Raw genomic sequence first — 26,044 nt, forward strand, 5'->3', positions numbered from 1 at the left:
GTTTAAGCGTAGACTTGACGATATGGTATGAATTCCATACAATTCAAGCTACATATTAAGCATTTATTAATTGTCTGGACAGGCTCCATATTCGCAGGAGGTAACGTGGTGACATCGCACACAGGAGAGGAGTGGCTAAGTTTACGCGAGGCGGCAGAATTGTTGGGCATGCATCCAGCCACGGTGCGCCTCTGGGCTGATCGCAATGAGATACCCTCACGGCGAACCAGCGGCGGCCATCGCCGCTTCCGCCGCGCCGATATCGAGGCGCGTCTGCGCCAGGAGACTGAACCCAAGCCCGATCCAGCATCAGTACTGCTCGTCCAGAGCGTGCTGGGACGCGTACGTTTTGCCTTTACCGATGGCACTCTGGACACCTTCCCCTGGTATCAACACTTCGATACCGCCGCCCGCGATGCCTATCGCCAGCTTGGCCGCCGCCTGCTCGATCTCATGCTGCGTTCACTTAATGATGAGACACATTTCGACGATTTAAAAAAAGAGGCGGTCGAGTTAGGAACTGAATACGGCTCTATTACTGGCAACTCTAACGTACCACTCGCCGACGCCGTACGGGCCTTTCTCTACTTCCAGACGCTGATCAATGAAGGCATTCTACAAATGGCGGAGATACGCAGTGGCCGCGATCATGATATCTTCTGGATCAAAAGCTTCCACCAGATACAGGCCATTACCGGCGAGATCCTGCCCGCCCTGATCGAAGCAACACAACACCGGGGCGGCAAATAAGCATCAGCCAATAACATTGGACATCAACTTTTCCGCGTATCCTGTTATTCTGATATCCAGAAAAGGGTACACCAAAACTGTGCCGCAAATAAGAAGACTTCACAAAAACGATACATTTTTCGTTCTACAACGTCTAATAAATAGAACGAAGAAACATCCTGGTATAATTTGATCATATAAAAAGCCCATCATTGTGCAAAACATATCACACACCAGAATATGATAGACCGCACACGCGGGTATTCCTCTTGTTGAATAAGTAAGGGAGGGTGACCTCTTATGGCAGGCGAACAGCGAGACCCTGAGTCTAATAAATCGTCGCGACATCAACATGAAGCTCTGAGGCGCGTGCGCCGGAAAGCAAAGAATGCCCAGCCACCCCCATCTACGCCCACCCCACCAGTCCCTGATACGCCATCGCTCCCACCTCTGCCGGTGACGCCCCCGCTGGACAGGCAAGATGCCGACGCGAGCTCCACACGCCCGGCATCGGATCAGCTCCCATTCTATTACGCGGCACGCCAGGAGCGCATCAAGCGCGCCCGGCATTATCTTGAGCAGAAAAGCAGATGGGAGCAGCGTAACTCGCGTTCTCAAGAAGCTCAGGATACGCAACAGCCGCCAGTCGAAACGAGCCAGATTCCACCGGCCTATGTACCCACCACATATACAGAATACACGCGGGCGCCCGGTCGCCGCGGACGACCACGAAGACCGCTACGACGGCGCAGACTGTTACGTCATATCTCGCGCAGACACCTACGCGGTAACCGTAAGCAGACACGTCGGTCATTTAATCGCTTCTGGCTGGGTGTCCTCGGTACCATCGGGGCCATCATCTTGCTTATCTTTACCCTCGCGGGAGCGGGCACCTATGCCACCTACCGCTTCTATAGCAGTACAAACAGCTCTTACAACAATCAGCTCTTATCACTACACGATCTGACACCACGTGATAATCTGAAGATCTACGATAGTAAGGGGGTCCTGCTCTCCCAGCTCACCGACCAGGGCGTGCACACCGCCGTCACCCTCAACCAGGTTTCGCCACAGCTGATCAATGCGACCGTCGCCACGGAAGACAAAAACTTCTGGAAGAACTCTGGCATCGACGTCTTCCGTATCCTGCAGGCCGCCATCCAGAATCTTGAACATGGCCGGGTCATCGAGGGTGGCAGCACCATCACGCAACAATTGATTAAAAACCTGATAGTTGGCAACGAGGCCAGCCTGATGCGCAAGATGCAGGAGGTGGTCCTCACCCCCGAAATCAATAGCCTCTACAGCAAAAATGATATTTTAGGCATGTACCTGAACACCATCTACTATGGTCACCAGGCATATGGCATCGACGCCGCCGCCAGCATGTACTTTGGGCTGCAGGATCAGCCGGGCAAGCCTGCTTCATCCCAGCTCGATCTGGCGCAGTCCGCCATGCTGGCCGGCATCCCCAGCTCACCATGGCTCTACGATCCACGCCTGCATCCTCAAACCACGTTCGACCGCTTCAGCACCATACTGGATCTGATGATTCGTGAAGGCTATATCACCCCCGAGCAGGCGCAAGCGGCGATCAAAGAGGCCCACAAACCAGGATTCTTTAAGACTCCAGCCAATTTAACTGATCGGGCGCCACACTTCAGCCAGTATGTGCTCCATCAGCTACGGCAGCAGCTAAAGCTCTCGCGCAGCCAGCTCTCGCGCTCAGGACTGAAGGTATATACCACGCTCGATATCGCGCTACAGGACAAGATTCAGAAGGTATTGCAGAAGCATATCGCGGAACTGGCGGGACATAATGTGACGAACGCGGCCGAGGTGCTGATCGATTATCACAACGGGGCCATTCGCTCCTTACTGGGCAGCCTCGATTATAATAGCAAAACCATCGATGGCAAGTTCGATGTGGCGACGATGGGCTATCGTCAGCCGGGCTCCTCGTTTAAGCCCTATGTATATGCGACCGCGCTCGAACAGGGTTACACACCCGCACAGGCTATTGATGATGCGCCACTGACGATCGTACTGCCACCAGGATCAAATCCGCCAACCTATGCACCCAAGAACTATGACCTGCTCTACCATGGTCACGTCACCATGCGCTGCGCGCTACAGAACTCATTGAATATCCCGGCCGTCAAAACACTGCAGCATGTAGGGATCGCCAACGCATTGAAGACAGCCAGGGACATGGGCATCGAGCATCCCAAAGGAGACGCCGGCTACTCGATGGTACTGGGTGGACTGGACGTCAATCTCCTGGAACACACGACGGCCTTCGGCGCCTTCGCCAACGATGGCAAGACCTTCCAGCCATACGCGATCGATAAAATCGTCTATACCCACAATAATAAGGTTATCTCCCACCGAACCACAGAGGGCAGGCAGGCTATCAGCCCCCAGGTCGCCTACATGATGACCAGCATGCTGAGCGACAATGAATCGCGCCTGCCAGAGTTCCTGGACTGCAATCCCTTGCAGCTGTACTCAAACGCAGAATCCCAGTGCTGGTCCGGCAATCGCGGCACCGTGCGACCAGCGGCCGCCAAGACCGGTACCACCAATGACTTCCGTGATAACTGGACCATGGGCTATACCTCAGACTTTGTTATGGGCGTCTGGGCTGGCAACAACGACTACACACCCATGATTGACGTCACCGGCGTACAGGGCGCGGCCCCTATCTGGCACGACTCCATGCTGCTGGCTGAGGAAGGACATCCAATCCAGGACTTTGTCAATCCTGGCGGCTTAGACAGGGGTGAGATGACCTATCCAGATGGCGTCCATACCATCGACTGGTATCTGCCTGGGCACTATCCCACCTTCACCCAGACAGCACAAAGCATCGACCCAACCATACCCACCGTTACAACAAAACACCATAAACACCACCATCAGGAGGACCCATCCGTCGCCTCGGGGCATCCCTATTGCAGCAATTTCAATTTTGTTGCCCCTCCACCCGGCACATACGCCCCCCACATCGGCTGGTGGTAACCTTCGGGGCGTTGGGGGCTATGCTCCCAACGCCTCCCTCCTCTCCCCCCACGCGCAAGGCGGCATGGTGAGGCCCAGGGGCTCTGCCCCTGAAAAACCTGCGAGTTACCATTGATTCACTTACAGCGTTACTATGGCAGGTAACCGTTTTTGCGCTATCGTTTAGTTATGTCTGGAAACATCCTTCATCGGGGTATCTACAAACAAAAATAAGATATCCACGAGATTCTACCTGTTCATTGGTAGAATCTTATACAGCAATTATAAGCGGCGCGTATAATTAAAAGTGAAGACATGCGCTTTCTTTGACGAGAAAGTCGGCACCATTGCTATTATCCTATGTATATGCGTTGCTCCATCTATGTTTTTTCTACTCCACAGACATAGCCAGGGATGCTCCACACAAACGACAGGTGGCTGCATCGAACGAGCGCACGGTTGTTGTATGTATGGGCAAAGGATTGTAGTAGTGAGTGAAGATAGGTTGTAGAAAGAGGTTTGGCCATGCAGACCGATCAGCATGTCGGAGCGAATCCTCCCGAAGGGGACTCAGGATCACAGGGAGCGGATGGTTCGCAACCCCGCCGCCGCATACCCGCCAGTTTACCACCACATAGCCAGGCTGCTGTCGCCCAGCGCATGAACGATGTCCCGCCGCGATCAACGCCGGGTGTGTTCTATACCGGCTCGCATCAAAGTATCCATCCATCCGGCTGGCGCCTGCGGAGGCATATTAAACGCAAGAATCTGCGTCAGACGTTACACACAATCTCTCTTAGTGAGCGTATCGGAACGGGGACGCTGCTGCCAATGGCGGCCAGCGTGTTTTCGGCATTTCTGATTATGGTGCTTATCTTTGTAACGGTGGTCAGCTTTATCAACGCGACCCATGAACGGTTTGGGGACAAAATTACGACATTTGAGGATATCCTACCCAAAGATAGTACGCGCATCTACGATGCTCATGGAAAGCTGATCTTTCAAATGATGGATCAGGGGAAGCAGACCAGTGAGCCACTCAGCAAGATCTCTCCCCACCTGGCCCATGCCGAGATCGCCATTGAGGATCAAAACTTTTATAAAAATCCTGGCTATGATATTACGGGTATCCTGCGTGCCGCCATCTCTGATATGACCAGCAACAAAGTGGTCTCCGGTGGCAGCACGATTACACAGCAGTTAATCAAGAACAGCATTGTGGGCAATCAGGCCACCATGCTGCGCAAGCTCCAGGAGGTGATTCTCGCTCCCGACATCTCACGCTACTATACCAAAGAGCAGATCCTGCAGATGTACCTGAATACAACCTACTATGGCGAACGTTCTTACGGGGCCGAGGAGGCGGCTCATACCTACTTCGGGCTGATGGACACGCCGACGCAAACGGCGGCCCAGCAGTTGGATATCGCCCAGTCAGCGATGCTGGCCGGCATCCCCAGTTCACCGATCGCGCGCGACCCCTTCTTACATCCCAAAGCAGCCTCAACGCGCATGCAAGAGGTGCTGCAGCAGATGTATAACCAGGGATACATCACGGCTCAAGAACGCTCCGACGCCGTAACCGAGTCCTTCAAACCTGATTTTATCAAGCATGGTACACCCCTGAACAACAGGGTCGCGCCCCATTTCGTCAACTACACACTGCGTGAACTGGCCAGCGATCTGCACGTGAAGATTAGCGATCTCTCGCGCGCGGGACTGGTGGTCATGACCACACTGGACCTGGATCTGCAAAACAAGGTGCTCAAGGTGGCCCAGAAGCACATCGCCGAGATGGCGCGGCAGCATAATATGTCCAATGCCGCCGTGGTGGTACTGGACCAGCATACGGGCGCCATTCGCACCCTGGTGGGCAACATTGATCCCAACAATCCTAAGTATGGCGACTTTGATGTGGCCTCGCAGGGCTATCGCCAGCCGGGTTCCTCGTTCAAACCCTACATCTACGCGACCGCCTTTGACGAGGGGATCAGTCCAGGCGAAACCGTGCTGGACGGTCCACTCACGATCCAGATGTGCTGTGGCCTGCCCTCCTATTCGCCGCACAACTATGATCAACAGTATCATGGCTGGGTCTCCTATCGCTATGCGCTACAGAACTCGTTTAACATTCCCGCCGTCAAACTGCTGCTGCGTACCGGCGTCGATAAGGCATTAAATGTGGCGCAGAACATGGGTCTGAGCACATACGAGGGTGTACCCAACTACACCATGGTGCTGGGCTCGCTGGCTGTTCACCTGATCGATAACACATCCGGCTACGCAACCTTCGCCAATGGAGGCATACGCGTCCCACCGCACGCGATCACTACCATCAAAGATCAAAATGGCAAGCTGATCCTGCAGATCAAGCCCCAGCCGGTGCGAGCGCTGCGTAAAGAGACCGCCTTTATGATTACAGACGTACTGAGCGACAACGACTCGCGTATCTACGAGTTCGGCAAATGTAGCTCACTGGTACTGTATGAGACAACCATGAACCAGTGTTACGCCGGCCATCCAGGCCCCATTCGGCCATCGGCGGCCAAAACGGGCACCTCCAATGACTTCCGCGACAACTGGACCATGGGCTACACCACGGACGTCACAGTAGGGGTCTGGGCTGGCAACAATGACAACTCGCCGATGATCAACGTCACCGGTGTCGACGGCGCCGGTCCCATCTGGCACGACACCATGCTGCTGGCGGAAAAGGGGCGCCCCATTCAACCCTTCCCCGGCCCACCTGATACGCTGATCAAAAAAACACAAACCTATCCAGGCAAAACAACCACCGACTGGCACTTTATCAAATAAAAATCAATTTAAGGGCCACCACGGTCGCTGCGCGACCGTGGTGGCCCTTAAATTGATGAGCTTGTCGCAATCTCATACATGTGTGTCGTCACATAAGATTGCAAAAAACTCTATTGGAAATGTAAAATTAAACTAAACCTTTCGTTACTAGTCGCAATTTCAAAGGAGAAGGGTGATGATACGTGTTGCAATGCTGAGCTTCTGGCATGTCCATGCACGTGACTATACACGACAGGCGCTTGAGCATCCCGAGACCCAGATCGTAGCCGCCTGGGATGAAGAACCGGCGCGGGGCCGCGCCAAAGCTGAAGAACTGGGAATCCGTTTTTACGACGACCTGAATGAGCTGCTAAACCAGACCGATATCGATGCGGTCATCGTTGATACCCCGACCAATATCCACCATGATGTCATGATCGCCGCCGCGAAAGCGGGCAAACATATTTTCACGGAAAAAGTTATCGCTACCACGCTGCGCGAGTGCAATGAGATCATCGCAGCGATCGAGCAGGCCGGGGTAAAGCTGACCGTTTCGCTGCCTCGCCTCAATGCCGGCTATACACAGGCCATTCGCGAGATTATGCGCCAGAAACAGCTGGGCGAAGCTACCCTCGTGCGCGTACGCCTCTCGCATAATGGCGCCATCGCGACCGCCGACAATCCCAACGGCTGGCTACCGCCCCACTTCTTTAACGCCGAGCAGTGCGGCGGCGGCGCCATGATCGATCTCGGCTGCCACCCGATGTATCTGACACGCCTGTTCCTGGGACTGCCGGAAAGCGTCAGCGCCACCTATGGGCATATCACCGGCCGCGAGGTCGAGGATAACGCGCTGGTCACGCTGCGCTATCCCAACGGAGCTATCGGTGTGGTTGAAGCCGGTTTTGTGAATCGCTTCTCGCCCTTTACGATCGAGGCGCATGGCACCGAGGGGAGCCTCTTCTATGGCACACCGGAGGCCCAGCTGATTATACGCAGCACCCAGCCGGGTACCCCTGGAAGCGACCGCTGGCATACCATCTCACAGCTGCCAGCCGAGCTACCGAGCGCCTTCCAGCAATGGGTTGGTCATATTCAGCAGGGCACAACCGCCACTGAAAACATCCAGACCGCCATTGAGCTCACCATGTTAATGGAGGCTGCCAACATCTCTGCCCATAGTAATCAACCTGTACGACTGGATTCGTTGCAACGCTAACATAGACTAGCTGAGAGACAGACAGACAGACAGAGGAGACACGGTGATGACTGTCGCAAAGGATCTGAGTCGATCGCGCTACCACCATACTTCGCGGAGAAACATGGGACCTTCCCAATTTCAACTTATGCAGGCGGATCCTCAGGCGCTTGATCGCCTGGATATCCGCTTCCGCTGGGGACACTATGGCATTCAGGTGCTCCGCTGCCACCTGACATCGTTAAAGGCCGGCCACGTTATCCAGGCTCATAAACATCGGGATTTCGAGTTTCACTTTATCCCCAGCGGCACCGGCGCGGTTGTGCTGGATGATGGAGCCTATCCCGTTCACGCGGGCATGTTCTTTTTGACGGGCCCCCACGTGATCCATCAGCAGGAGGCCAGCCAATGGGAGCAGTTGGATGAGCTGTGCCTGCATGTCGACATCGTCAAGCTGGATGATGCTCCGACCACCTCACCATCAACGACGCCCTGGGGTGAAGAATGGGAAGTCGCGGAGGCGGAAGAGTGCATGCGCCAACTGCATACGATGCAGGCCCATCCAACCGTCGATCAGTATGACGCCATGAGCTGGTTCCTGACCGCTTACCGCGCCTGGCACGATCGCGAACTGGGAGCGTTCTCGACCATCAGGCAGGCGGTTATCCAGATCATGCTACGCACAGCCCGGGCCCACCATGTCACCCAGATCAACACGGCGTTACCGTCCAGGGATATGAATGCATATCGGTACAGCCTGGCCACGCAATACATTCGCGATAACTACGCGCACCCATTGACGCTGGAAGAGGTAGCCGAGGAATTGCACATCTGTGGTCGTCAATTGCAAAGGATTCTGGATGAGCAGGCTGAAGAGACCTTCAGTGGTTACCTGGAACGCTACCGTCTGACGCAGGTCTGCATGGCGCTCACGCATTCAGACCAGACCGTTGAGCAGTTAGCGGGCCAACACGGCTTTTCCAGCGGCAGCTACCTGCATTATGTCTTTAAGAAACGCATGGGGATGACCCCCCAGCAGTATCGTGAACAACAACGACTCAATCAACCTATGGATGGTGCTAGCTCTTCTCGATCTACCCCATCTCACTGACTCTCTATACCTGGGGTATTCCATTTGAATACCCTGCGCCCTGCTATATAAGAATTTTTCCTATATGGCACCTATAGCTTGAACCAACGCATACTCAAGGAGGAAAAGCAGCATGACGATCAAAGTTGGACTTATCGGTTGCGGAGGCATTACGGCAACACATATCAGAGGCTATCTGCGCATCCCCGAGCAAGTTAAAGTCACCGCGGTCAGCGATGTCGTGACGGCAAATGCGGAGACACGTGCGCAGGAAGTCGGCGGGGCAGAGATCTTTAGCGACTATAACGAGATGCTGGCGAAGGCGGACATCGACGCGGTCGATATCTGCTTACCCCACCACCTCCATAAAGACGCTATTGTCGCGGCCGCCAACGCGAAGAAACATATTCTGTGTGAGAAGCCCCTCTGCCTGACGGTGCAGGAGGCCGAGGCGGTACAACAGGCCGTCTCACAAAACGGGGTCACCCTGATGTGCGCCCACAATCAGCTGACCATGCCTCCTGTAGCCCGCGTCAAGCAGATGATCCAGGAAGGGACCTTCGGCAAGGTCTACGAGCTTCGCACCACCGATAGCTTCTTTAATAAGTTCGATCCTAAAAACATGGGCTGGCGCGCCCATCGTTCGATGATCGGCGGTGGCGAGCTGATCGACACCGGCTATCATCCCACGTATTTGTTACTCTACCTGGCCAGCAGCGAACCCGTAGAAGTCACAGCCATGCTCAGCAAGCATCGCCTGGAGTTTATGGATGGTGAGGATTCCGCCCAGGTGCTGGTGCGCTTCGCCGATGGATCGGTGGGAAACATCGTGACCAGCTGGGCCTACGTTCCTGCCTCCATCACCGAGAAGTTCTCGCTGGTGGCGGAAAAAGGTAGTGCCTATAGCTATGGCAGCGATCTGTTCTACAAACTGCACGGTGAAGAAGAGCAGAAGATCGAGATGAGCGGCGTAGACACCTTCGCGGAAGAGATCAAAGACTTTGTTACCTGCTTGCAGGAGGGCCGCCGTCCGGTCAACACCGAGGCCGAAGGCATCAACGTACTAAAAGTTATCCTTGGTGCCTATAAGTCGGCGGAAGAGAAACGCACCGTTTCCCTGGCCGACCTGGCTTAACCCCCACCTTCGATTATGGTTCGGAGACGGGTTCCGAACCATAATCGGAGGCGAGCTCCGAACCTATGGGTGGGAGGATTGTTTGGGGTGGACGATGCCGTGTTCCCAGGCGTAGACGGCCGCCTGCGTACGGTCAACTGTGTGCAGCTTGCCCAGGATATTGCTCACATGCCCCTTGACGGTTTTTTCGCTGATCACCAACTTTTCGGCGATCTCAGCGTTGCTATGGCCGGCGGCGATCAGACGCAGGACATCCAGTTCGCGCTCACTCAGGTCGGATGCCAGGTTGCGCGCCTCTTTCTTGACACCCTGGATCTCCTGCACAACCCTGGCCGCCACGCGAGGATGCAGGACGGATTCCTCACGCGCCGCCTTGCGAATGGTATCAGCCAGTTCATCTGGTCCCACATCCTTCAGCACATAGGAGAGGGCGCCGGCCCGCAAAGCCGGAAAGATATATTCATCTTCATGGAATGAAGTCAGTATAATCACTTTTGTGCGTGGACATTGCTGCCTGATACGCCGTGTGGCCTCGATACCACTGATGCCGGGCAACATCATATCCATCAAAACAACCGCCGGTTGGAGCGTACGCACCTTCTCTACCGCGGCCTCCCCATTATCGGCCTCGTCCAGCACCTGAATATCGGGCTGCAACTCTAGAAAGACGCGCACCCCCTGGCGCACCAGCCTGTGATCATCCACCAATAGGACAGTGATCGCGTTCTCTACCGTCTCCTGCATGCCTGGCTCCCTTCGCCTCCCTGCGCAATAGCAGATACACCTATAAAAATACTCATACCGGCGTGCCCGCGCATTCAATATAGATCTGCGTGCCCTTGCCGCTAGCGCTCTCAATCCTGATCTGTCCACCCAGTTCGCGGATGCGTTCCTGCATGGACAGCAGGCCCACACCATGCTTCTCGCGCCTTTCCATGTGAAAACCCCTGCCGTTATCGCTGATACGCAGCACGACCACCTCTTCTGAACAGCGCAGCTGCACCTGTACCTGCGTGGCGTTGCTATGACGGGCAACGTTCGACAGCGCCTCCTGACAGACGCGGAAGAGCGCCTCCTCCAGCGCGGGCGAGATGACGCAGGTCCCCTCAACCTCAACGCTGGCGGCGATCCAGGTCTGCTCCTGCCACTGCTTGATATATGTCTGCAGCGCCTGCGCCAGCGATCTACCTTCCAGGGCGACGGGACGCAGTTCGCGAATCAGCGCGCTGAGCTCTTTCTGCACCTCGCGCACCAGCTGCTCCATATCATCCAGGCGCTGGCGCGCGGCGGCCACGTCCTTTCCCATCAAGAGACGAATCGCGCCTACCTGCATGGCAACCACAAAGACCTGCTGCTTGACGCTATCGTGCAGATCGCGCGCCAGGCGGTTGCGCTCCTCCAGCATCGCCAGTTGCTGACGCGTACGCAGAAACTGTTGCAGCTGCTCGGCCATAGTGTTAAGCTGACGCGTTAGCTGCCCCAGCTCATCCTCAGAAGGATCAACAGCGCGTACCAGAAAATCCCCCTGGCTCCACTGATTGGCCGCCAGCGAGAGACGCTTGAAGCGACGGGTAAAGCTGCGCGCAGTCAGGAAGCCCGCCACGGCACCGGTCAGTGCGGCCAGTACCGTGATCACGATCACATTGAGGACAATTAAAGGTAACAGATTGTTGAGGTTAGCAGAAAATACCGCGTTCGTCAATTGATCTGAGCGCAAGATAATCGCGCCCTCAACCCGTTGCCCATCCACAATTGGGGCCATCAGCACCGAGATATGCGAACCATCCTGAAAGGCTAGCCCTTGTCCGGCGTTTTTCCCCTGCAAGAGACGCTGCAATTGCCGCTGCTCATCCTGGGAGAGCACGCTGTGCAACTGTGGCTGCTCATCTCCTCCGCGAGCAATCAAGACGTTACCCTGCTGATCTACCACAGCCAGGAAACTGGCGCGAGAATGTGATGAAAGTTCGGTTGCACCATTGCTGGTGATCTGCAGCCATTTTGCCAGTTCCGCATGATCTGGATGTCCATTAACAAAGAATGGCACCGCCTGGGTAGCTAAACTCTGCACATTATTCAGCCAGATACGATTAGGAAAGGCGAAAAAATAGATCAAGATCACAATCACGGTGATCACTTCAATCAAACAGACGGTTACCACCGTAGTCAACAGAGACGAGAGCGTCAGCTTCCACTGCAACCGCTGTCCCGGCCGTCTCAACAACTCCATGCCTCCTGCTCCAATAAAAAAGCACGACTCATCTATTAACGCTTTGTATTATATAATACATCTCGTTTAGAATGTATCTGACTTCCGTCATGTTGGTGGCACGTGCGTGCCCCCGCACGCGCGTCCGCGTAGCGGACGCGCTAGTTTGGTGTATTGGTGCAGCAGGGACGCGAAAGCGCCCCTGCTGCACCAATACACCATGAACTTGTGCGCACTAGAGGTGCGAAAGCTCTGATGTCAGTTTTGAGGTGGTGCATCGGGGACGCGAAAGCGCCCCTGCTGCACCAATACACCATGAACTTGCGCGCACTAGAGGTGCGAAAGCTCTGATGTCAGTTTTGAGGTGGTGCATCGGGGACGCGAAAGCGCCCCTGCTGCACCAATACACCATGGACTTGCGCGCACTAGAGGTGCGAAAGCTCTGATGTCAGTTTTGAGGTGGTGCATCGGGGGCGCGAAAGCGCCCCTGCTGCACCAATACACCATGGACTTGCGCGCACTAGAGGTGCGAAAGCTCTGATGTCAGTTTTGAGGTGGTGCATCGGGGACGCGAAAGCGCCCCTGCTGCACCAATACACCATGGACTTGCGCGCACTAGAGGTGCGAAAGCTCTGATGTCAGTTTTGAGGTGGTGCATCGGGGGCGCGGATGCGCCCCCGATGCACCACCTCAAAACCAGTGGCGGCCGCGTAGCGGACGCGCGTGCGGGGGCGCGCACGTGCCACCAGAGTAATAAAAGCTATTGGTGGCCGTCGAGCAGGGAGTGTACCTTATCCAGCAGCACATCCAAATCGAAGGGTTTTTGCAGGAAATCGCTGTGGGGATCAAGCAGGTCTTTTTGCTGCAGCTGGATTTGTTGATAGCCGCTCATGACCAGCATCTTTGCTTCGGGTTGCCTGCGGCGTATCTGTTGTTGAAACTCTTTGCCTTGCATTTTTGGCATCATAATATCGGCTATGATCAGACATATGGTAGCGCTATGCTCCTGAAATAGCTGCAGCCCTTCTTCTCCATCACTGGCCACCAGAAGGGTATACCCATCTTCGCGCAGAACGTCACAGATGACCTGCTGAACGTCTGGATCATCTTCCACCACCAGGATCGTCGCTTTTCCAGATGACTTCGCGACCGGCATCGCCTTCTCTGGTACTTCAATCTCGCCGAGCATCATATCTTCCCGCGCAATCTGCTCTGCTACCGGCAAACAGAGGGCAAAGCAGGTCCCTTCGCCTGGCTGGCTGGTTACCTCGATAAAGCCGTGATGCTGCTGAATGATGCCATAGACCACCGCGAGGCCGAGCCCGGTCCCCTGACCGACACCTTTGGTCGTAAAGAACGGCTCGAAGAGACGAGACAATGTCTCTGGTGACATACCTTCACCGGTGTCAGTGATGGTGATCTGCACATAAGGTCCTGGTTGAGTAGTGAAACGAGCATCCTGTTTACCCTGTTGAAGCTGGAACGAATGGGTCTGGATCATTAATGTTCCCCCGTGCGGCATAGCATCACGCGCGTTAATGCACAGATTCATAAGCATCTGTTCCAGCTGGGTAGGGTCGGCATAGACATCGGCGATGTCGGGGTCCGGGACAAACTCTATCTTGATCGTTGGCCCCAGCAAGGTGCTTAAAAATCCCAATGTCTGGGCGATCAAATCATTGAGCTGGATGCGTATGGGCTCTAAACGGCTGCCACGTGCGAAAGTCAGTAACTGTCGTGTCATGCGTGCCCCTTGTTCGGCACGCGTAAAAATATGCCGGAAAGAGTCTGCCAGCTCTGGCTGATCTGAAGCATGCTTCATACCTTGCTGCGCATAGCCCATCATACCCGCCAACAAATTATTAAAGTCATGGGCCAGACCACTAACCAGCAGACCTAGACTCTCCATTTTCTGGGCCTGTTGAACCTGTTTCTGCAACAGTTCATGTTCGGTCTGTAACTGTTGCCGCTTGAAAAACTCTTTGATAGCCAGTGGAAGTCTGGAGAGATGGGTCTTGAGCACATAATCGCTCAGGCCAAGTTTCATAGCTTCAACCGCCACCTCTTCACTGCCAGTATCTGTAATCATGAACACTGGTAGTTCGGGGCGGCACTTCGCTACAAATTTGAGCACCTCAATCCCATTGGTCCACTTGATCTGGTAATCGGTCAGCACAAAATCAAAATCTGGCTGTTTCATAATGTCCAGAAAAGCCTGCTGGTTCGTTACTTCCCGCCATTGAATATCCGGCCAGACCTGCTCCATCTTATGCTTAATTAACTGACGATCAAAAGGATTGTCATCAATGAGAAGGACTTTCATCACTCTCCTTTCGTGACCGAGCGCAACTCCAGCCAGAATGTACTCCCCCGATCTATTACTGAGCTCACTCCAACGTGCCCTCCCATCAGGTCAACCGCTTTGCGTACGGTGGCCAATCCCAGACCGATGCCTTCATATTCTTCGACTCCATGAAGCTGGGTGAATGGCTTGAATAGATTGGCTATATTTTGAGGAGAGATACCAATGCCGTGGTCCTCTATCTCCAACCGATAGCTGCCATGCAGCTTTATCGCGCGGATCTGTATGTCAGGGTGATCGCCTGGTTTGATAAATTTGAGCGCATTGGATAATAGATTGGTGATAGCCATGCGCAACAGGAGTGGTTGCCCCTCTACAGCTGGCAAAGGGGACTCAATCATAATGTGGGCCTCTTGCTGTTCTATTGTTGAGGAAAGGCATTGGATACATTGCTCGACTAACAACTGAAGATCCACTTCCTGCGGTTCTACTTGCGTATGACCCACTCTTGCGAAGGCAACCAGGCCATCAATAAATTCCCTCATCTGTACTGTCGATGTATGGATATTTGTGAGGTACTCTTTGCCTTTATCCGTCAGTCGTTCGCCTTCTTCGCTGGCGAGAATTTCCGCAAAGCCTTTGATGGCGCGCAATGGAGCGCGCAGATCATGCGTCATCGCGTGAAAAAATGATTCCAGGTCGCTATTGCGCAATTTCAGGGAGAGAGAAAGCTCTCGGGTGCGTACCAGCATCTCTACCCGTGCCTGCAGCTCTGTTTTTTCCACCGGCAAACGAATCAGCTCATCGATGGTCTTCCAGAGGTGCCGTGTAATCAATTCCACCTCGCGATAGGAGGTCAGGAGTATCACCGGCAAGAAGAGCGGATCCTCTCTGGATCTGTGGGCTTGAATCTCAGCCCAGCGCCGATCTAAGGCTGGCCCATCAATCAGGCAGACATCAAATGCCTCTGCCAGCGGCACGCCGGATTCCTGTTGCATAACCTGGTAGCGCTGAGAGAGCCAGTTGGCCAGCAAGGCGCGATTTTGTCTGTTTTCAAGCAGGAGCAGAAGGCGTGTCATTTTTACTACTCTTCAAGAAGGCTTTGAATAATGCCCATAAATTCCTTGATGATCAATGGTTTGACCATGACGCCCCTGGCTCCATGGGTCAAACTCGCCTGCTGAACAGCGGCGCTCAGGCGTGGAGAGATAACCAGAAAAGGAATTTTGGCCGCGCGCAATTGTTCACAGCGCGGCCAGATCTCACTGTCGAAACCCGCGATATCTACCAGGGCACCCTTTGGTGCTGGCTGCTGAATAATAGCCTGGTCAAAGGTAGGGTAGTCATGAGCAGCAATGGCGTCATATCCCTCTTTATCAAGAACATCCATCAGCAACTGCAAATTGCGCTGGTTACTATTCACCAGTAAGATCGGTACTTTTGCAGCCATGGCTAGCTCTCCCTGTCAGATTGTCCCATGAAACGCAGATCGCCAGTTAGAATGCCTTGAATATCTGTTAAAGGCTTGCCTACCTTGATGCCATAGCGGCTGATTTCGATCTCACGAATAGTGCGCTCAAAGTTTGAAAGGCGCTTTTTCAGAACGCCGATGGCGCGCCGCATTTCACCTTTTAGTTCCAGGTAGCGCAAGAAGATGATATTATCCGCCAGATAGGAGAGGCCGAATTCTGTGACTTTGAACTCACCGGCAACCGAGGTTACCTCATTGATCAGGAGCACCGCGATTCCCATATTCTGGAGATATTTACACAACGCATGTAAATGCTCGACCAGGTCATGTCCTTTGAGGGAGAGGCTATAGCCGGAGATGCTATCGATCATGACGATGCGTGAGCCCTGTTGCTCAACTTCCTGACGTACAACACGCGCGAACTCATCTGGTGTAAATCGTAGTGGCTCGACCTGGATTACCGACAGGATGCCACGCTCCTGCATGGTACGCACCGGAATATTGACGGCCTCACAGCGGTTGAGCAGCGTCTCTTTGATCTCCTCAAATGTATAGACGACCGAGCGTTCTCCCCGACCGGCGGCCTCTTTCATGAATTGCAAGCCCAGGGTGGTTTTGCCGACACCCGTTGGCCCGGTGATCATGCTGATAGTGCCACGCTCGATACCACCATGTAGCAACTCGTCGATCTCAGGTACACCCGATGAAATTTTTTCCTGGACAAAGCTCTGGGTATGCATCTGCGGCAATAGCCTTGGAAAGACGCGCATACCGGTGTCCGTCAGACGCATCACATGACTGCCTGCTTGAAAATCGGAGCCGCGAAACTTACTGACACTGATCGCACGGCTCTCAGGGCTAAAGTGCAAATGAATCACTCCATCACTCATAAACTGCAGGTCATCGTCAGGTGAAGACACACTTCCTTCTGATGTAAAGAGCACGGTTGCCCCCTGTTCCACCAGGAAGCGTAAGAAGGACAGTACCTGCTTGCGGAACTGAAAATCATCTGGATTGAGGAAGCGGAACTGGGTCATGGCATCGAGAAAGACGCGTTGTGGGCGTAGTTCTTCAACACTGGACATAATCCGTTGCGTAATTGGTTCGCGCTCAACCTCTGCGGGTGAGAATATATCATAGCTTTGCATCTCAGTAAAAAACGAGGCGCTGGGCGAGAGATCCAGAAAGTGCATTTTATCCAGAATACTGGTGAAGGCCTGGGCGTTCTGGCGAATTTCTGCCTCCGGTTCACCCATTGTGATAAACAGGCAGGTCTCTCCCCGTTCTACTCCCGCAGCCAGAAAATGCATTCCCAGTGTTGTTTTGCCACTACCCGGCCCGCCACGCAAAAGGTAGGCACGGTGCGCAACCAGGCCACCATCGAGAATCTCATCAAAGCCCGTTACGCCCGTTGAAAGGCGAGAGGTGGTGGAGGGCAAACCCTGTCGCGAGGCGGATTCTATGCCCGCTGAAGTAGCAAATGACAATGTCTCATCTGGGAAACGGTTCTTACTCCTGTTCATATCGTAACCTTCTTTTGAGAATCGATCAGCAGTCAAATAAAAAATCAGGCGCACAAATAATGGATGCGTTACGATTGAATAAAAATACCACTTCCTTTATTATTTGTGTGCCATTGTATCGCATCATAATAAAATTCTCAATGTCATCATTTATGCTGCTGAGCAGTGCTATACCACAATATGAGCCCGTCGATGGGCGGTATAGAGCAGGTCTGGAGACGCATAAAAAAGACGCGACTTCAGCCGCATCACAACATCCACTGTTTCTTTTATTCTTTAGGCATGGCAAGAAACACAAAGTTGTTCACATGCTAAAAATATTAAGGGAAACAGCTATGAATAGACAATTATTGCGTTATGAACTGCGCCTGCTGGGGCTGAAAGTGATTCTGCCGCCGCTGCTGGTTATCATGCTATTCGGCGTGCTGGCCATAGTGCTCCATATACTGGGTGTTAACACCTCCCATGCTTTGATGTCGGGTCAGGAGATGTTTTTACCACTAGCCATGGGCGCGATCGTAGCCGCCACTGGACTGCAAGATCCGGCGCTGGAGTTGCAGCTGACGATGCCCACCAGCTATCGACGCACCGCGATGTACCGTTTTCTGCTGGTACTGATCTGGGCGGCCATCGTTAGTTTCCTGACCAATACGATCCTGTTTAGCTTCAAGCTAGGCTACCAGCCACAACAGATACAATCCTGGGCCTTCGTCTGGCAGTTTCTGGTGGGACAACTGATCTGGCTGGCCCCGCTGCTCTGGTTTATGAGCGTAGGCTTTTGCATCACAATCCTGACCCACAGTATCTCGGCCAGCGGAGCCATCCTGGGAGGCATCTGGATCTTGCAGGCACTGTTCATCAAAAGTTTGCTGGCGACCAACGCATGGGTCCAATCCTTTGTACTCTTTCCGACCACATTGATGCCTGATGCGCCGTTCTGGCTCACCAATCGCCTGGAGTTGCTGGCCTTCGCTATTGTCCTGATCCCGGTCAACTGGCTCCTCTTACGCAACAATGAAAGCCTGCTTAAAAGCGCGACCGCTGAATAATACAGAAATCGCTATCGTCTGAAAGGAATATCAACCATGTCTCTGTTCGCAACGCTCCTGGCAGCTTTAAAATACGAATTCCGCATGCAGGTGCGCCGTCCCTGGCTGTGGATCACGATGGGTCTCATCCAGTTAATCATCCTGGGCTTTATGCTCAGAACACCAGGTGTCCTGCCCATGATCCAACACCTCAAGGGTGCGCCGATTGTGTCCACCACGGCCTACTGGACCAATATCGTCAACTACCTGCTGCCAGTGGCGGTCGCCATCTTGATCGCTGACCGGCTGCCCCGTGATAAGCGGACGCACGTGCAGGAAATTCTGACGACGCTACCGGGCTCAGCGGCGGGCCGGCTATGGGGCAAGTACCTGGGCAGTACGCTGGCGACGCTGCTGCCAATCCTGATCTTCTACAGTCTGGGTATCCTGGTCATCTTTGTACAGACGCTCAACGCCTATGTGTTCCTGGTGGCCATCGCCACCTTCGCTACTATCATCTTACCGGGCATGCTGCTGGTGGGGGCCGCCGCCATCGCCATACCCGCGCTGATCTGGGTGCCGCTGTTCCAATTTCTATTCGTTGGCTACTGGTTCTGGGGAAACCTCTACAAGCCACATGGCATCCCCACACTGAGTGATACCGTCCTCACGCCGGCTGGCGGCTATATGAGCCGTGGCTTCTTCGGGGTCACCGTCTTCCCGGTCGAACGGGCCAGCGCCGCGCAAGGACTGCTCAGTATGCTGGTGCTGCTCGGACTGGCCGCGCTGATCATGCTGGCCCTGAACGGTTATCAGCAGTGGCAGCTGCGACACCAATAAATCACGCAGACCCGACTATGGACCTGTCCAATAAACGCGACCGCAGACGCATCACAAATGAAAGGTTAACGACTATGCTATACACATCAACACCGATCGAAAAACACAATATGAATGACGAGAAGAAGGATACACAATCAATGAACATTCAAATTCAGCAGCTCAATAAAATATATCGCGGCAATGTGCAGGCATTAAACAACCTATCGCTGGAGATCCCTCACGGCATGTTCGGTCTGCTGGGGCCCAACGGAGCTGGCAAAACGACGTTTATGCGTATCCTGGCCGGCATTCTGCAGCCGACCAGCGGAGCGATCCAGGTCGGTCCCTATGACGCGACCACCCCGCATGGTCGGCAGCAGGTACAACAGATACTGGGCTACCTGCCCCAGGAGCTGGGAATGTATCCTGATCTCAGCGCGCGCGAGTTTCTGGATTATATAGCTATCCTGAAGGGTCTGAATGAGCACAAGCTACGGCAACAGCGCGTCGAGGAGTTATTGGAGATGGTGGCCCTCAAACACGTGGCACAGCGCAAGATCAAAACCTACTCGGGTGGCATGAAACGCCGCGTTGGTATCGCGCAGGCCCTGCTCAATAATCCGCGCTTCCTGATCGTCGACGAGCCGACTGCCGGACTCGATCCCGAGGAACGCATCCGCTTCCGCAACCTGCTCTCGGACCTGGCCGGGGAGCGCACAGTCCTGCTCTCAACCCATATCGTTGAGGATATCGCGCAGACTTGCCGCAATATCGCCATGATGAAGTCCGGCCAGGTCATCTTCCAGGGTACTATAGCGCAGATGCTTGAACAGACCCGTGGTCATGTCTGGCATATCACCACCGATGGCATGCGGCCCGAGGGCAACTTCAGCATCGTCTCAACTAACCAGATGAGTAGCTCAACACAGTATCGCGTGGTTGGTACACCAGCCAATGGACAACAGGCCATCCCCGCTGAACCCGGACTGGAAGATGGCTACGTCTGGTTTATGCATAAGCAGTCGGCACGCTAACATACTAATAAATAGCCGGTGGCATATGTTACGGCGCCACCGGCTATTTATTGGTACGATAAAAGTATGAGTGGGAAGCGTTTTTTCTGTTATAAATGGTATACTAAAGGTAGATCAATGCAGGAACGCAGGTGTATGGGATGGAGACCTCGAAACAAAAGAGCTTTGCTGAGATCGTGAAACATCAGCGTGAGATGCGCGGCTGGTCTCAGGCCCGCATGGCGGAAGAACTGGGCACGACACCCAATCGTATCAGCTCATGGGAACGCAACGTTTCCGTCCCTTCCGCGTACTTCCGCGAAAAGCTGTGCTCGCTGCTGGATATGAATGCCCATGAGCTGGGGTTGCTATCTGAATCACCACCAGCCGTTCCGTCCATCAGCATCTCCGAAGATCAAGCTATGGCACTCGATCCATCCATGGAAGTAAGTGAAACAGTCGCAGAGAGGTCGCTCATCGGTCCCCGACCAGCAACACGCAAACGCCTATTCATCCTTGCTCCACTCATCACACTAATAGTAGTTGCCAGCGCCGCATTCATCGCTTTTAGCAGTGGTTTCATCAGCATTAGCCCATCCGATCCTTATCCTCCCCGTACCGGTCACCTCGTTCTTGACAGTACACTACAGCAACAGGATCCAGCCATCAACTGGCAGGAAGGGACCAACGCGAGCGATGCCCGCTGTACATTCAAAAATAATACCTATGTCGCCTATCAGCCTCTGACCGGTTACTTCCATGCGTGCATTGCTCAGAAGACCGACTATACCAATTTCGCGTATGAAGTAGAGATGACTATCGAGCAAGGGGATTTCGGAGGTATCGTCTTTCGATCAGAGGATGGCATCGATGGACGCTTCTATCTTTTCCGCGTCCACACCGATGGTTCATACTGGCTCTATCGCTTCGCCGACAACAGCATTGCCCATGCCACGCTGCTTGACCAGGGTACCTGCAAAACCTTCAACCAGGGACTGAACCAGCCCAACCTGATCGCGGTCGTGGCGCAGAATGATGTCCTGACGCTCTACGTCAATCAGCGTGAGATTTCATCGGTCCATGATGGAGGCTATACCCACGGGCAGATCGGACTGCTGGCGGGCTCAATGACCATGGGACCAGCGGAAGCTGCCTTCAAAAACGTGCGCGTCTGGACTCTATAGGAGTCCATGCTATTATCACATCAAGAATGGGGACGCAGGCTTTGCCACTCGCGGTCCAGCATCGCATACTGCAAGGTGTCCCACCAGCGACCCTTCAACCACTCACTCTCAAGCTGTGAGCCCTCATAGCGCATGCCGACCTTCTCCAGCACATGTGCTGAAGCGATATTCTCCGCCAGACAATAGGCCCAGATGCGATGCAGTTGCAATTGCTCAAAACCAAACGCCAGCAGCGCCTGCGAAGCCTCCGTGGCGTATCCATGGCGCCAGTAGCGGCGATCCAGCTCATAACCAAGATCAGCCACCTCAGCATGCGCGTGATTCATACGCAGGCCACAATTGCCGATCAGCTGATTGCTCTCACGCAAGACAATCGCCAGCTGATACTTTTTCCGTGGATGCTCACGACTCCAGTTGATAAACATCTTGATCAGAGAACGAACATCCATCTCAGTGCGATGCGTCCACGGATTAAAGAGCAAAAATTCGGGATCGGATTGATATTCTAGTGTTGGCTTCCAATCGCGCTCATCGAAATCACGCAATATAAGTCGTTCAGTATGCAATATCATAAAAATCAGGTGGCTCTATTTATTCAACGCCTAAATCCCACGCCTGCTGCAGATCGGCGCGTGAAAACACCTTAAAGCCCATCAATGTATGTGTTTTGGTAATTGTCGTCAATTTTAACATATGGTCAGTTACCACACTGGCCAGATCCTCATAATTCTGGAAGCGTAATAAAGCAACCAGATCATATTCGCCAGTCACTGAATAGACCTCCGCCACACCTTTCACCTCTAATAAGCGCTGTGCAGTCTCATTCACAGTGCCACGCTGCACATTGATCAAGACGAGTGCGGTAACCATTGCTGTATTCCCTTTCTTTACGCCACATACAAAAAGTATTAAACAGAATAATTTCTCATTATTATATCCTATGCATGCGGTGTGTGTCTGCGACCCCTGATGGGCGCGCCTGCGGCGCGCCCAGATTCTTGAATGATGGTGCAAAATGGGGCGCGGCCGCGCCCCATTTTGCACCATCATTCAAAAGAAATGTCAGTAATGTAGAGTGTAGCTGGAAACGGGGCGCAACTGCGCCCCGTTTCCAGCTACACTCTACATTACCGGCGCGCCGCAGGCGCGCGCTCTTAGGGATGAGCAAGGAAAGCCCGCACGGCAGTGCTTGCGCGCGCGACCAGCCCCCCCTCCTCCCCATCGAGCCAGAGGATACGCTGATCGCGTCTGAACCAGCTTAGCTGACGACGCGCGAAATCATGGGAGGCATATTTGAGGCGCTGCACCATCTCGGCTTCGCTGGCAAGCTCTCCTCGGAGCCAGCGACTCACAAAGCGATATTCGAGGCCAAAAGAATCCAGGCGTTCGTGGCTCAGACCCTTCTCCAGTTGCTCCTGCACTTCCGCCACCAGTCCCTGCTGTAGTCGTTCGTCGATGCGGCTATCGATCCGCTGGTAGAGGATCTCTCGTGGCCACTGGATGCCTAGCAAGAGGCAGCGATACAGGGGCCGGGCGCTTCTACGCTGCTGAGAGAAGGGTTTACCGGTAACCAGGCAGACCTCTAATGCCCGAATGACGCGGCGTGGATTCTTGCGATCGACACTGACCGCGCTCTGTGGGTCAAGCTGTTCCAGTTCACGCAAGAGATCTTCCAGGGGGCGGGACTCCAGCCGCGCGCGCAACTCGGGCTGCGGCTCAACGGTGGGGATATCAAAGTTATCCACTACGGTCTGGATATAATGTGGTGAGCCTCCTACCAGCAGCGGGAGATGTTCGCGGCGCAGGATCGCATCGATCACGGCGATCGCCTCTCGCTGAAACTGCGCCACGCTATAGACCTCCCCTGGATCAACTACATCCAGAAGATGATGAGGAACCAGGCTCCTCTCATGCGGTGTCACCTTGGCGGTCCCGATATCCAGACCTCGGTAGACCTGTCGCGAATCTGCGGAGACGATCTCTCCATTAAACTGCTGCGCCAGCGCGATACCCAGCGCGCTCTTCCCCGAAGCGGTCGGACCCAGTACCACCACCAGGTCTGGTCGCACTACATCTGTTTCGTTCTCCACGGCAATCCTTCTAGCTACAGGCGTTTATACCTCACCAGGTAATCAATCCGCTCCACCAATCCCACCATAATGCCTATCGCTAACAGGATACCAAATACTGTAAAGAGACTAAACTCGAAGCCGAACGTCAGAAAGATGCCCAGGATAGCGCCGACCAGCAGGGCCAGAATGATCATCATCCAACGTGACTGCTGCGTGGAGGTCTGTACGCTCTTAATCAGGGCGAAGATCCATTTGTGTGGGGGTGTATAGACACCCGTGGTAGCTCCGATGGCGGCGATCGCCAGCATCACAATCAATTGCACCCAGACCGGCGAGGCGCGTACCCCGACCTGCCAGATCAGTTCACCCATACCAAGCAGCACCAGGGAACTGACCATTCCCGTCAGCGCACGGTTATAGATGCCCTCCGCGCGCCAGTTGCGTTCATAGCGCAATACCAGCGCGCCAAAGGTAGAGGCCGGAATAGAGATAAACAGGATCAATAAGAACAAGGGATTGCTGTTATGAGCAGTTGCGCTCAATGAGAGCGGACGCAGCGGCGCCAGCCACGTATACGCCAGGCTGGACAGCATAAAAGAACACATCAGCGTCAACACCAGCTGCCGCCAACGGCGTAAGCGGCTCCCCATCGGCCAGGGATCCCAGTCATTCATATGCGGGGTGCCGTATTTGGTAAGATCCGAGGCGGCACGCGTGTACAGTGTCGGCGGCGTCATTACCGGCGATCTATTATCACCTGTGACGATCGGAACATCATCCTGGCTATCCAGTTCATCATCATCGTAGTAATCCAGATCAGCTCCATTGGTGCGACCCGGATGGCGCTGGTTGCGCACGATAAAGCCCTGCACCTCCGCCTCAACCTTCACTATCACTTCGCGCTGCACATCATCGTCCACCATGATCACAATCGTGCCGCTATAGTGATTCTGACGCGGAAGCTGCAGGCTATTGACGCGCACACTGATCTCACTCAGAGGCGCATCAAACATCGTCTGGCTCAATTGAATCCAGGAATCTTCGGTATGGATGGTTCCGCTCACATCTTCGCCCGACTCATCTCCGATGGTAATCTTCAACGGCGCCGAGAGGCCGGGATATACGGTACCGAAGTCCAGCACGCGCGGACTGACCGGAACAGGCATATGCCCCTTCTGCGTCTGCCGCTGCCGACCGCTGGTCGCCTGGGTTACGGGAGGAGGAGTATAGGCCCGCGATGTTGGATTGCGTACCTGTACATTGACGTTGCTCACCGTATTGTTTAAATTGAAGTCCGGTGGCAACAGATAGCGACCCGGTCCCGCCTTGCTATAGAGCACCGCCTCGACAAATTTCTCGATCGCATCGACCGGATCAGCAACTGTCTGCGCCAGGTGATGGGCGAGCTCCGACAACTCGTCTTCGCCCAGGTCTAACAACCACGACTCGATCTCTTGATCTACCAGATACTCGGCCGCCTCCTCGGGATAAGTCGCGCACAGGCGGGCCAGTTCTTCAGGAGTCGAGGCGACATCGCCGGTGGCAAAACCAAAGGTCCCCACACCCAGTAACGCATGGCGGAACATCTCCACGCTCTCATAGCGATCACTCGGCTTGATGCTGGTCGCCTTCTCCAGAGCGCGGGCCACCATAGGAGAGATACGCGGATTAATCGCGCGCACATCCTCCAGGCCAAAGCCCTCATCCGACAGGGTGTTGGTCAACAGATGGAAAATCGTCATCCCCAGCGCATAGATATCCGAGCGCTCGTCGGTCTGCGCCTTCCCATATTGTTCAGGGGGGGCGTAGCCAGGCGTCCCTAAAATCTGTGTATCGGGCGCATTGGAGGGGCGGAAGAAACGCGCAATGCCGAAATCGATCAGCTTGATCTGCCCGCTGCGCGACAACATAATGTTTCCCGGCTTCATATCACGGAAAATAATAGGGGGACTGTGGCTGTGCAGATAGGCCAGCACATCGCACAACTGGCGCGCCCAATCCAGCACGCGCCTCTCAGGGAATGGGGCCTGATTACGCTCCAGCAGTTCCTCTAGCGTAAATCCATCAATATAGTCCATGACCAGGAAGTAACGGTCACCCTGGGTGAATACACCATGCACAGTGGGCAGGTTGGGATGGTGCAAGGACCACAACATTTTAGCCTCAACCTTAAAGTTGTGGATGGTTTGCTGCTGCTCATTTGGTGGGATCAAAGACAGGCTCATCTCCTTGATGGCGTAGAGTTGTCCCTGTTCTTTGATATCCTTCGCCAGATATACCGCACCCATGCCACCCTTTCCAATCACCCGTTGGATCTGGTAGCGCTTATGAAGAAAGGTGCCGCGGTCCAAAAGACCGGATTGGTTTTTCGATCGGCCGCTGATTGTGAGCCCCCCATCTTTTCACTGCATTTGTACGGGATACGATATGTGCCCTTCAGTATAGCATACCCCCGTTAGGACCTACTACCTACTA

Annotated in this window: 20 protein-coding genes; 10 read left to right on the forward strand and 10 right to left on the reverse strand. The window is 54.2% G+C overall.

Features of this window, described 5'->3' with window-relative positions; genetic code table 11:
- Positions 1–108: 108 nt before the first annotated feature.
- From KTT_RS09520 to KTT_RS09545, 6 genes are all read left to right on the forward strand, one after another.
- Positions 109–750, forward strand: a complete 642-nt coding sequence (locus KTT_RS09520; RefSeq protein WP_160145764.1) for a MerR family transcriptional regulator — start codon at positions 109–111, stop codon at positions 748–750.
- 279 nt (positions 751–1,029) lie between these two features.
- Positions 1,030–3,750, forward strand: coding sequence for a transglycosylase domain-containing protein (locus KTT_RS09525; RefSeq protein WP_126595756.1), 2,721 nt, complete (start codon positions 1,030–1,032; stop codon positions 3,748–3,750).
- A 504-nt stretch (positions 3,751–4,254) separates the two neighbouring features.
- Positions 4,255–6,546 (forward strand): transglycosylase domain-containing protein, encoded by a 2,292-nt coding sequence (locus KTT_RS09530; RefSeq protein WP_126595757.1) that lies wholly within the window; start codon positions 4,255–4,257, stop codon positions 6,544–6,546.
- Between the two features lie 175 nt (positions 6,547–6,721).
- Positions 6,722–7,744: a Gfo/Idh/MocA family protein gene (locus KTT_RS09535; protein WP_126595758.1), complete on the forward strand. Its 1,023-nt coding sequence runs from the start codon at positions 6,722–6,724 to the stop codon at positions 7,742–7,744.
- Between the two features lie 46 nt (positions 7,745–7,790).
- Positions 7,791–8,834, forward strand: coding sequence for an AraC family transcriptional regulator (locus tag KTT_RS09540; RefSeq protein WP_126595759.1), 1,044 nt, complete (start codon positions 7,791–7,793; stop codon positions 8,832–8,834).
- A gap of 112 nt (positions 8,835–8,946) precedes the next feature.
- Positions 8,947–9,948, forward strand: a complete 1,002-nt coding sequence (locus tag KTT_RS09545) for a Gfo/Idh/MocA family protein (protein ID WP_126595760.1) — start codon at positions 8,947–8,949, stop codon at positions 9,946–9,948.
- A gap of 63 nt (positions 9,949–10,011) precedes the next feature.
- Here the strand turns inward: KTT_RS09545 and KTT_RS09550 are convergent, their stop codons facing one another.
- The 6 genes from KTT_RS09550 to KTT_RS09575 form a co-directional block, all read right to left on the reverse strand.
- The gene (locus KTT_RS09550) at positions 10,012–10,692 is read right to left on the reverse strand and encodes a response regulator (RefSeq protein WP_126595761.1); all 681 of its coding nucleotides are present in this window, start codon (positions 10,690–10,692) and stop codon (positions 10,012–10,014) included.
- A gap of 52 nt (positions 10,693–10,744) precedes the next feature.
- The gene (locus KTT_RS09555; protein WP_126595762.1) at positions 10,745–12,175 is read right to left on the reverse strand and encodes a HAMP domain-containing sensor histidine kinase; all 1,431 of its coding nucleotides are present in this window, start codon (positions 12,173–12,175) and stop codon (positions 10,745–10,747) included.
- A 739-nt stretch (positions 12,176–12,914) separates the two neighbouring features.
- Entirely contained in the window at positions 12,915–14,477 is a 1,563-nt protein-coding gene (locus KTT_RS09560; RefSeq protein ID WP_126595763.1) for a hybrid sensor histidine kinase/response regulator, read from the reverse strand.
- Entirely contained in the window at positions 14,477–15,535 is a 1,059-nt protein-coding gene (locus KTT_RS09565; protein ID WP_126595764.1) for a sensor histidine kinase, read from the reverse strand. The genes KTT_RS09560 and KTT_RS09565 overlap by 1 nt, the downstream gene beginning before the upstream one ends.
- 5 nt (positions 15,536–15,540) lie before the next feature.
- On the reverse strand, positions 15,541–15,906 hold the full coding sequence (locus KTT_RS09570; protein WP_126595765.1) for a response regulator: 366 nt from the start codon (positions 15,904–15,906) through the stop codon (positions 15,541–15,543).
- A 2-nt stretch (positions 15,907–15,908) separates the two neighbouring features.
- Positions 15,909–17,450 (reverse strand): ATPase domain-containing protein, encoded by a 1,542-nt coding sequence (locus tag KTT_RS09575; protein ID WP_126595766.1) that lies wholly within the window; start codon positions 17,448–17,450, stop codon positions 15,909–15,911.
- 335 nt (positions 17,451–17,785) lie between these two features.
- Between KTT_RS09575 and KTT_RS09580 the strand changes: the two genes are divergently transcribed.
- The 4 genes from KTT_RS09580 (at position 17,786) to KTT_RS09595 (ending at position 21,497) form a co-directional block, all read left to right on the forward strand.
- The gene (locus KTT_RS09580; RefSeq protein WP_126595767.1) at positions 17,786–18,499 is read left to right on the forward strand and encodes a hypothetical protein; all 714 of its coding nucleotides are present in this window, start codon (positions 17,786–17,788) and stop codon (positions 18,497–18,499) included.
- Between the two features lie 36 nt (positions 18,500–18,535).
- A complete protein-coding gene (locus tag KTT_RS09585) occupies positions 18,536–19,318 on the forward strand; it encodes an ABC transporter permease (protein WP_126595768.1) in 783 nt (260 codons plus the stop codon).
- A gap of 140 nt (positions 19,319–19,458) precedes the next feature.
- Complete coding sequence (locus KTT_RS09590; protein ID WP_126595769.1) at positions 19,459–20,334, forward strand: ABC transporter ATP-binding protein; 876 nt, start codon at positions 19,459–19,461, stop codon at positions 20,332–20,334.
- A gap of 140 nt (positions 20,335–20,474) precedes the next feature.
- Positions 20,475–21,497, forward strand: coding sequence for a helix-turn-helix domain-containing protein (locus tag KTT_RS09595; RefSeq protein ID WP_126595770.1), 1,023 nt, complete (start codon positions 20,475–20,477; stop codon positions 21,495–21,497).
- Positions 21,498–21,517: 20 nt separating this feature from the next.
- On the opposite strand, the gene KTT_RS09600 is transcribed toward KTT_RS09595, so the two are convergent.
- The 4 genes from KTT_RS09600 to KTT_RS09615 all read right to left on the reverse strand — a co-directional run bounded on the left by KTT_RS09600 (position 21,518) and on the right by KTT_RS09615 (position 25,920).
- Positions 21,518–22,069 (reverse strand): GNAT family N-acetyltransferase, encoded by a 552-nt coding sequence (locus KTT_RS09600; RefSeq protein WP_126595771.1) that lies wholly within the window; start codon positions 22,067–22,069, stop codon positions 21,518–21,520.
- 19 nt (positions 22,070–22,088) lie between these two features.
- Positions 22,089–22,367, reverse strand: a complete 279-nt coding sequence (locus KTT_RS09605; RefSeq protein ID WP_126595772.1) for an Lrp/AsnC family transcriptional regulator — start codon at positions 22,365–22,367, stop codon at positions 22,089–22,091.
- A 284-nt stretch (positions 22,368–22,651) separates the two neighbouring features.
- A complete protein-coding gene (miaA, locus tag KTT_RS09610; RefSeq protein ID WP_160145765.1) occupies positions 22,652–23,587 on the reverse strand; it encodes a tRNA (adenosine(37)-N6)-dimethylallyltransferase MiaA in 936 nt (311 codons plus the stop codon).
- Between the two features lie 14 nt (positions 23,588–23,601).
- Positions 23,602–25,920, reverse strand: a complete 2,319-nt coding sequence (locus KTT_RS09615; protein ID WP_268904497.1) for a serine/threonine protein kinase — start codon at positions 25,918–25,920, stop codon at positions 23,602–23,604.
- Positions 25,921–26,044: the final 124 nt, after the last annotated feature.

Source organism: Dictyobacter aurantiacus (assembly GCF_003967515.1).
In the GTDB taxonomy this organism is placed as follows: domain Bacteria; phylum Chloroflexota; class Ktedonobacteria; order Ktedonobacterales; family Ktedonobacteraceae; genus Dictyobacter; species Dictyobacter aurantiacus.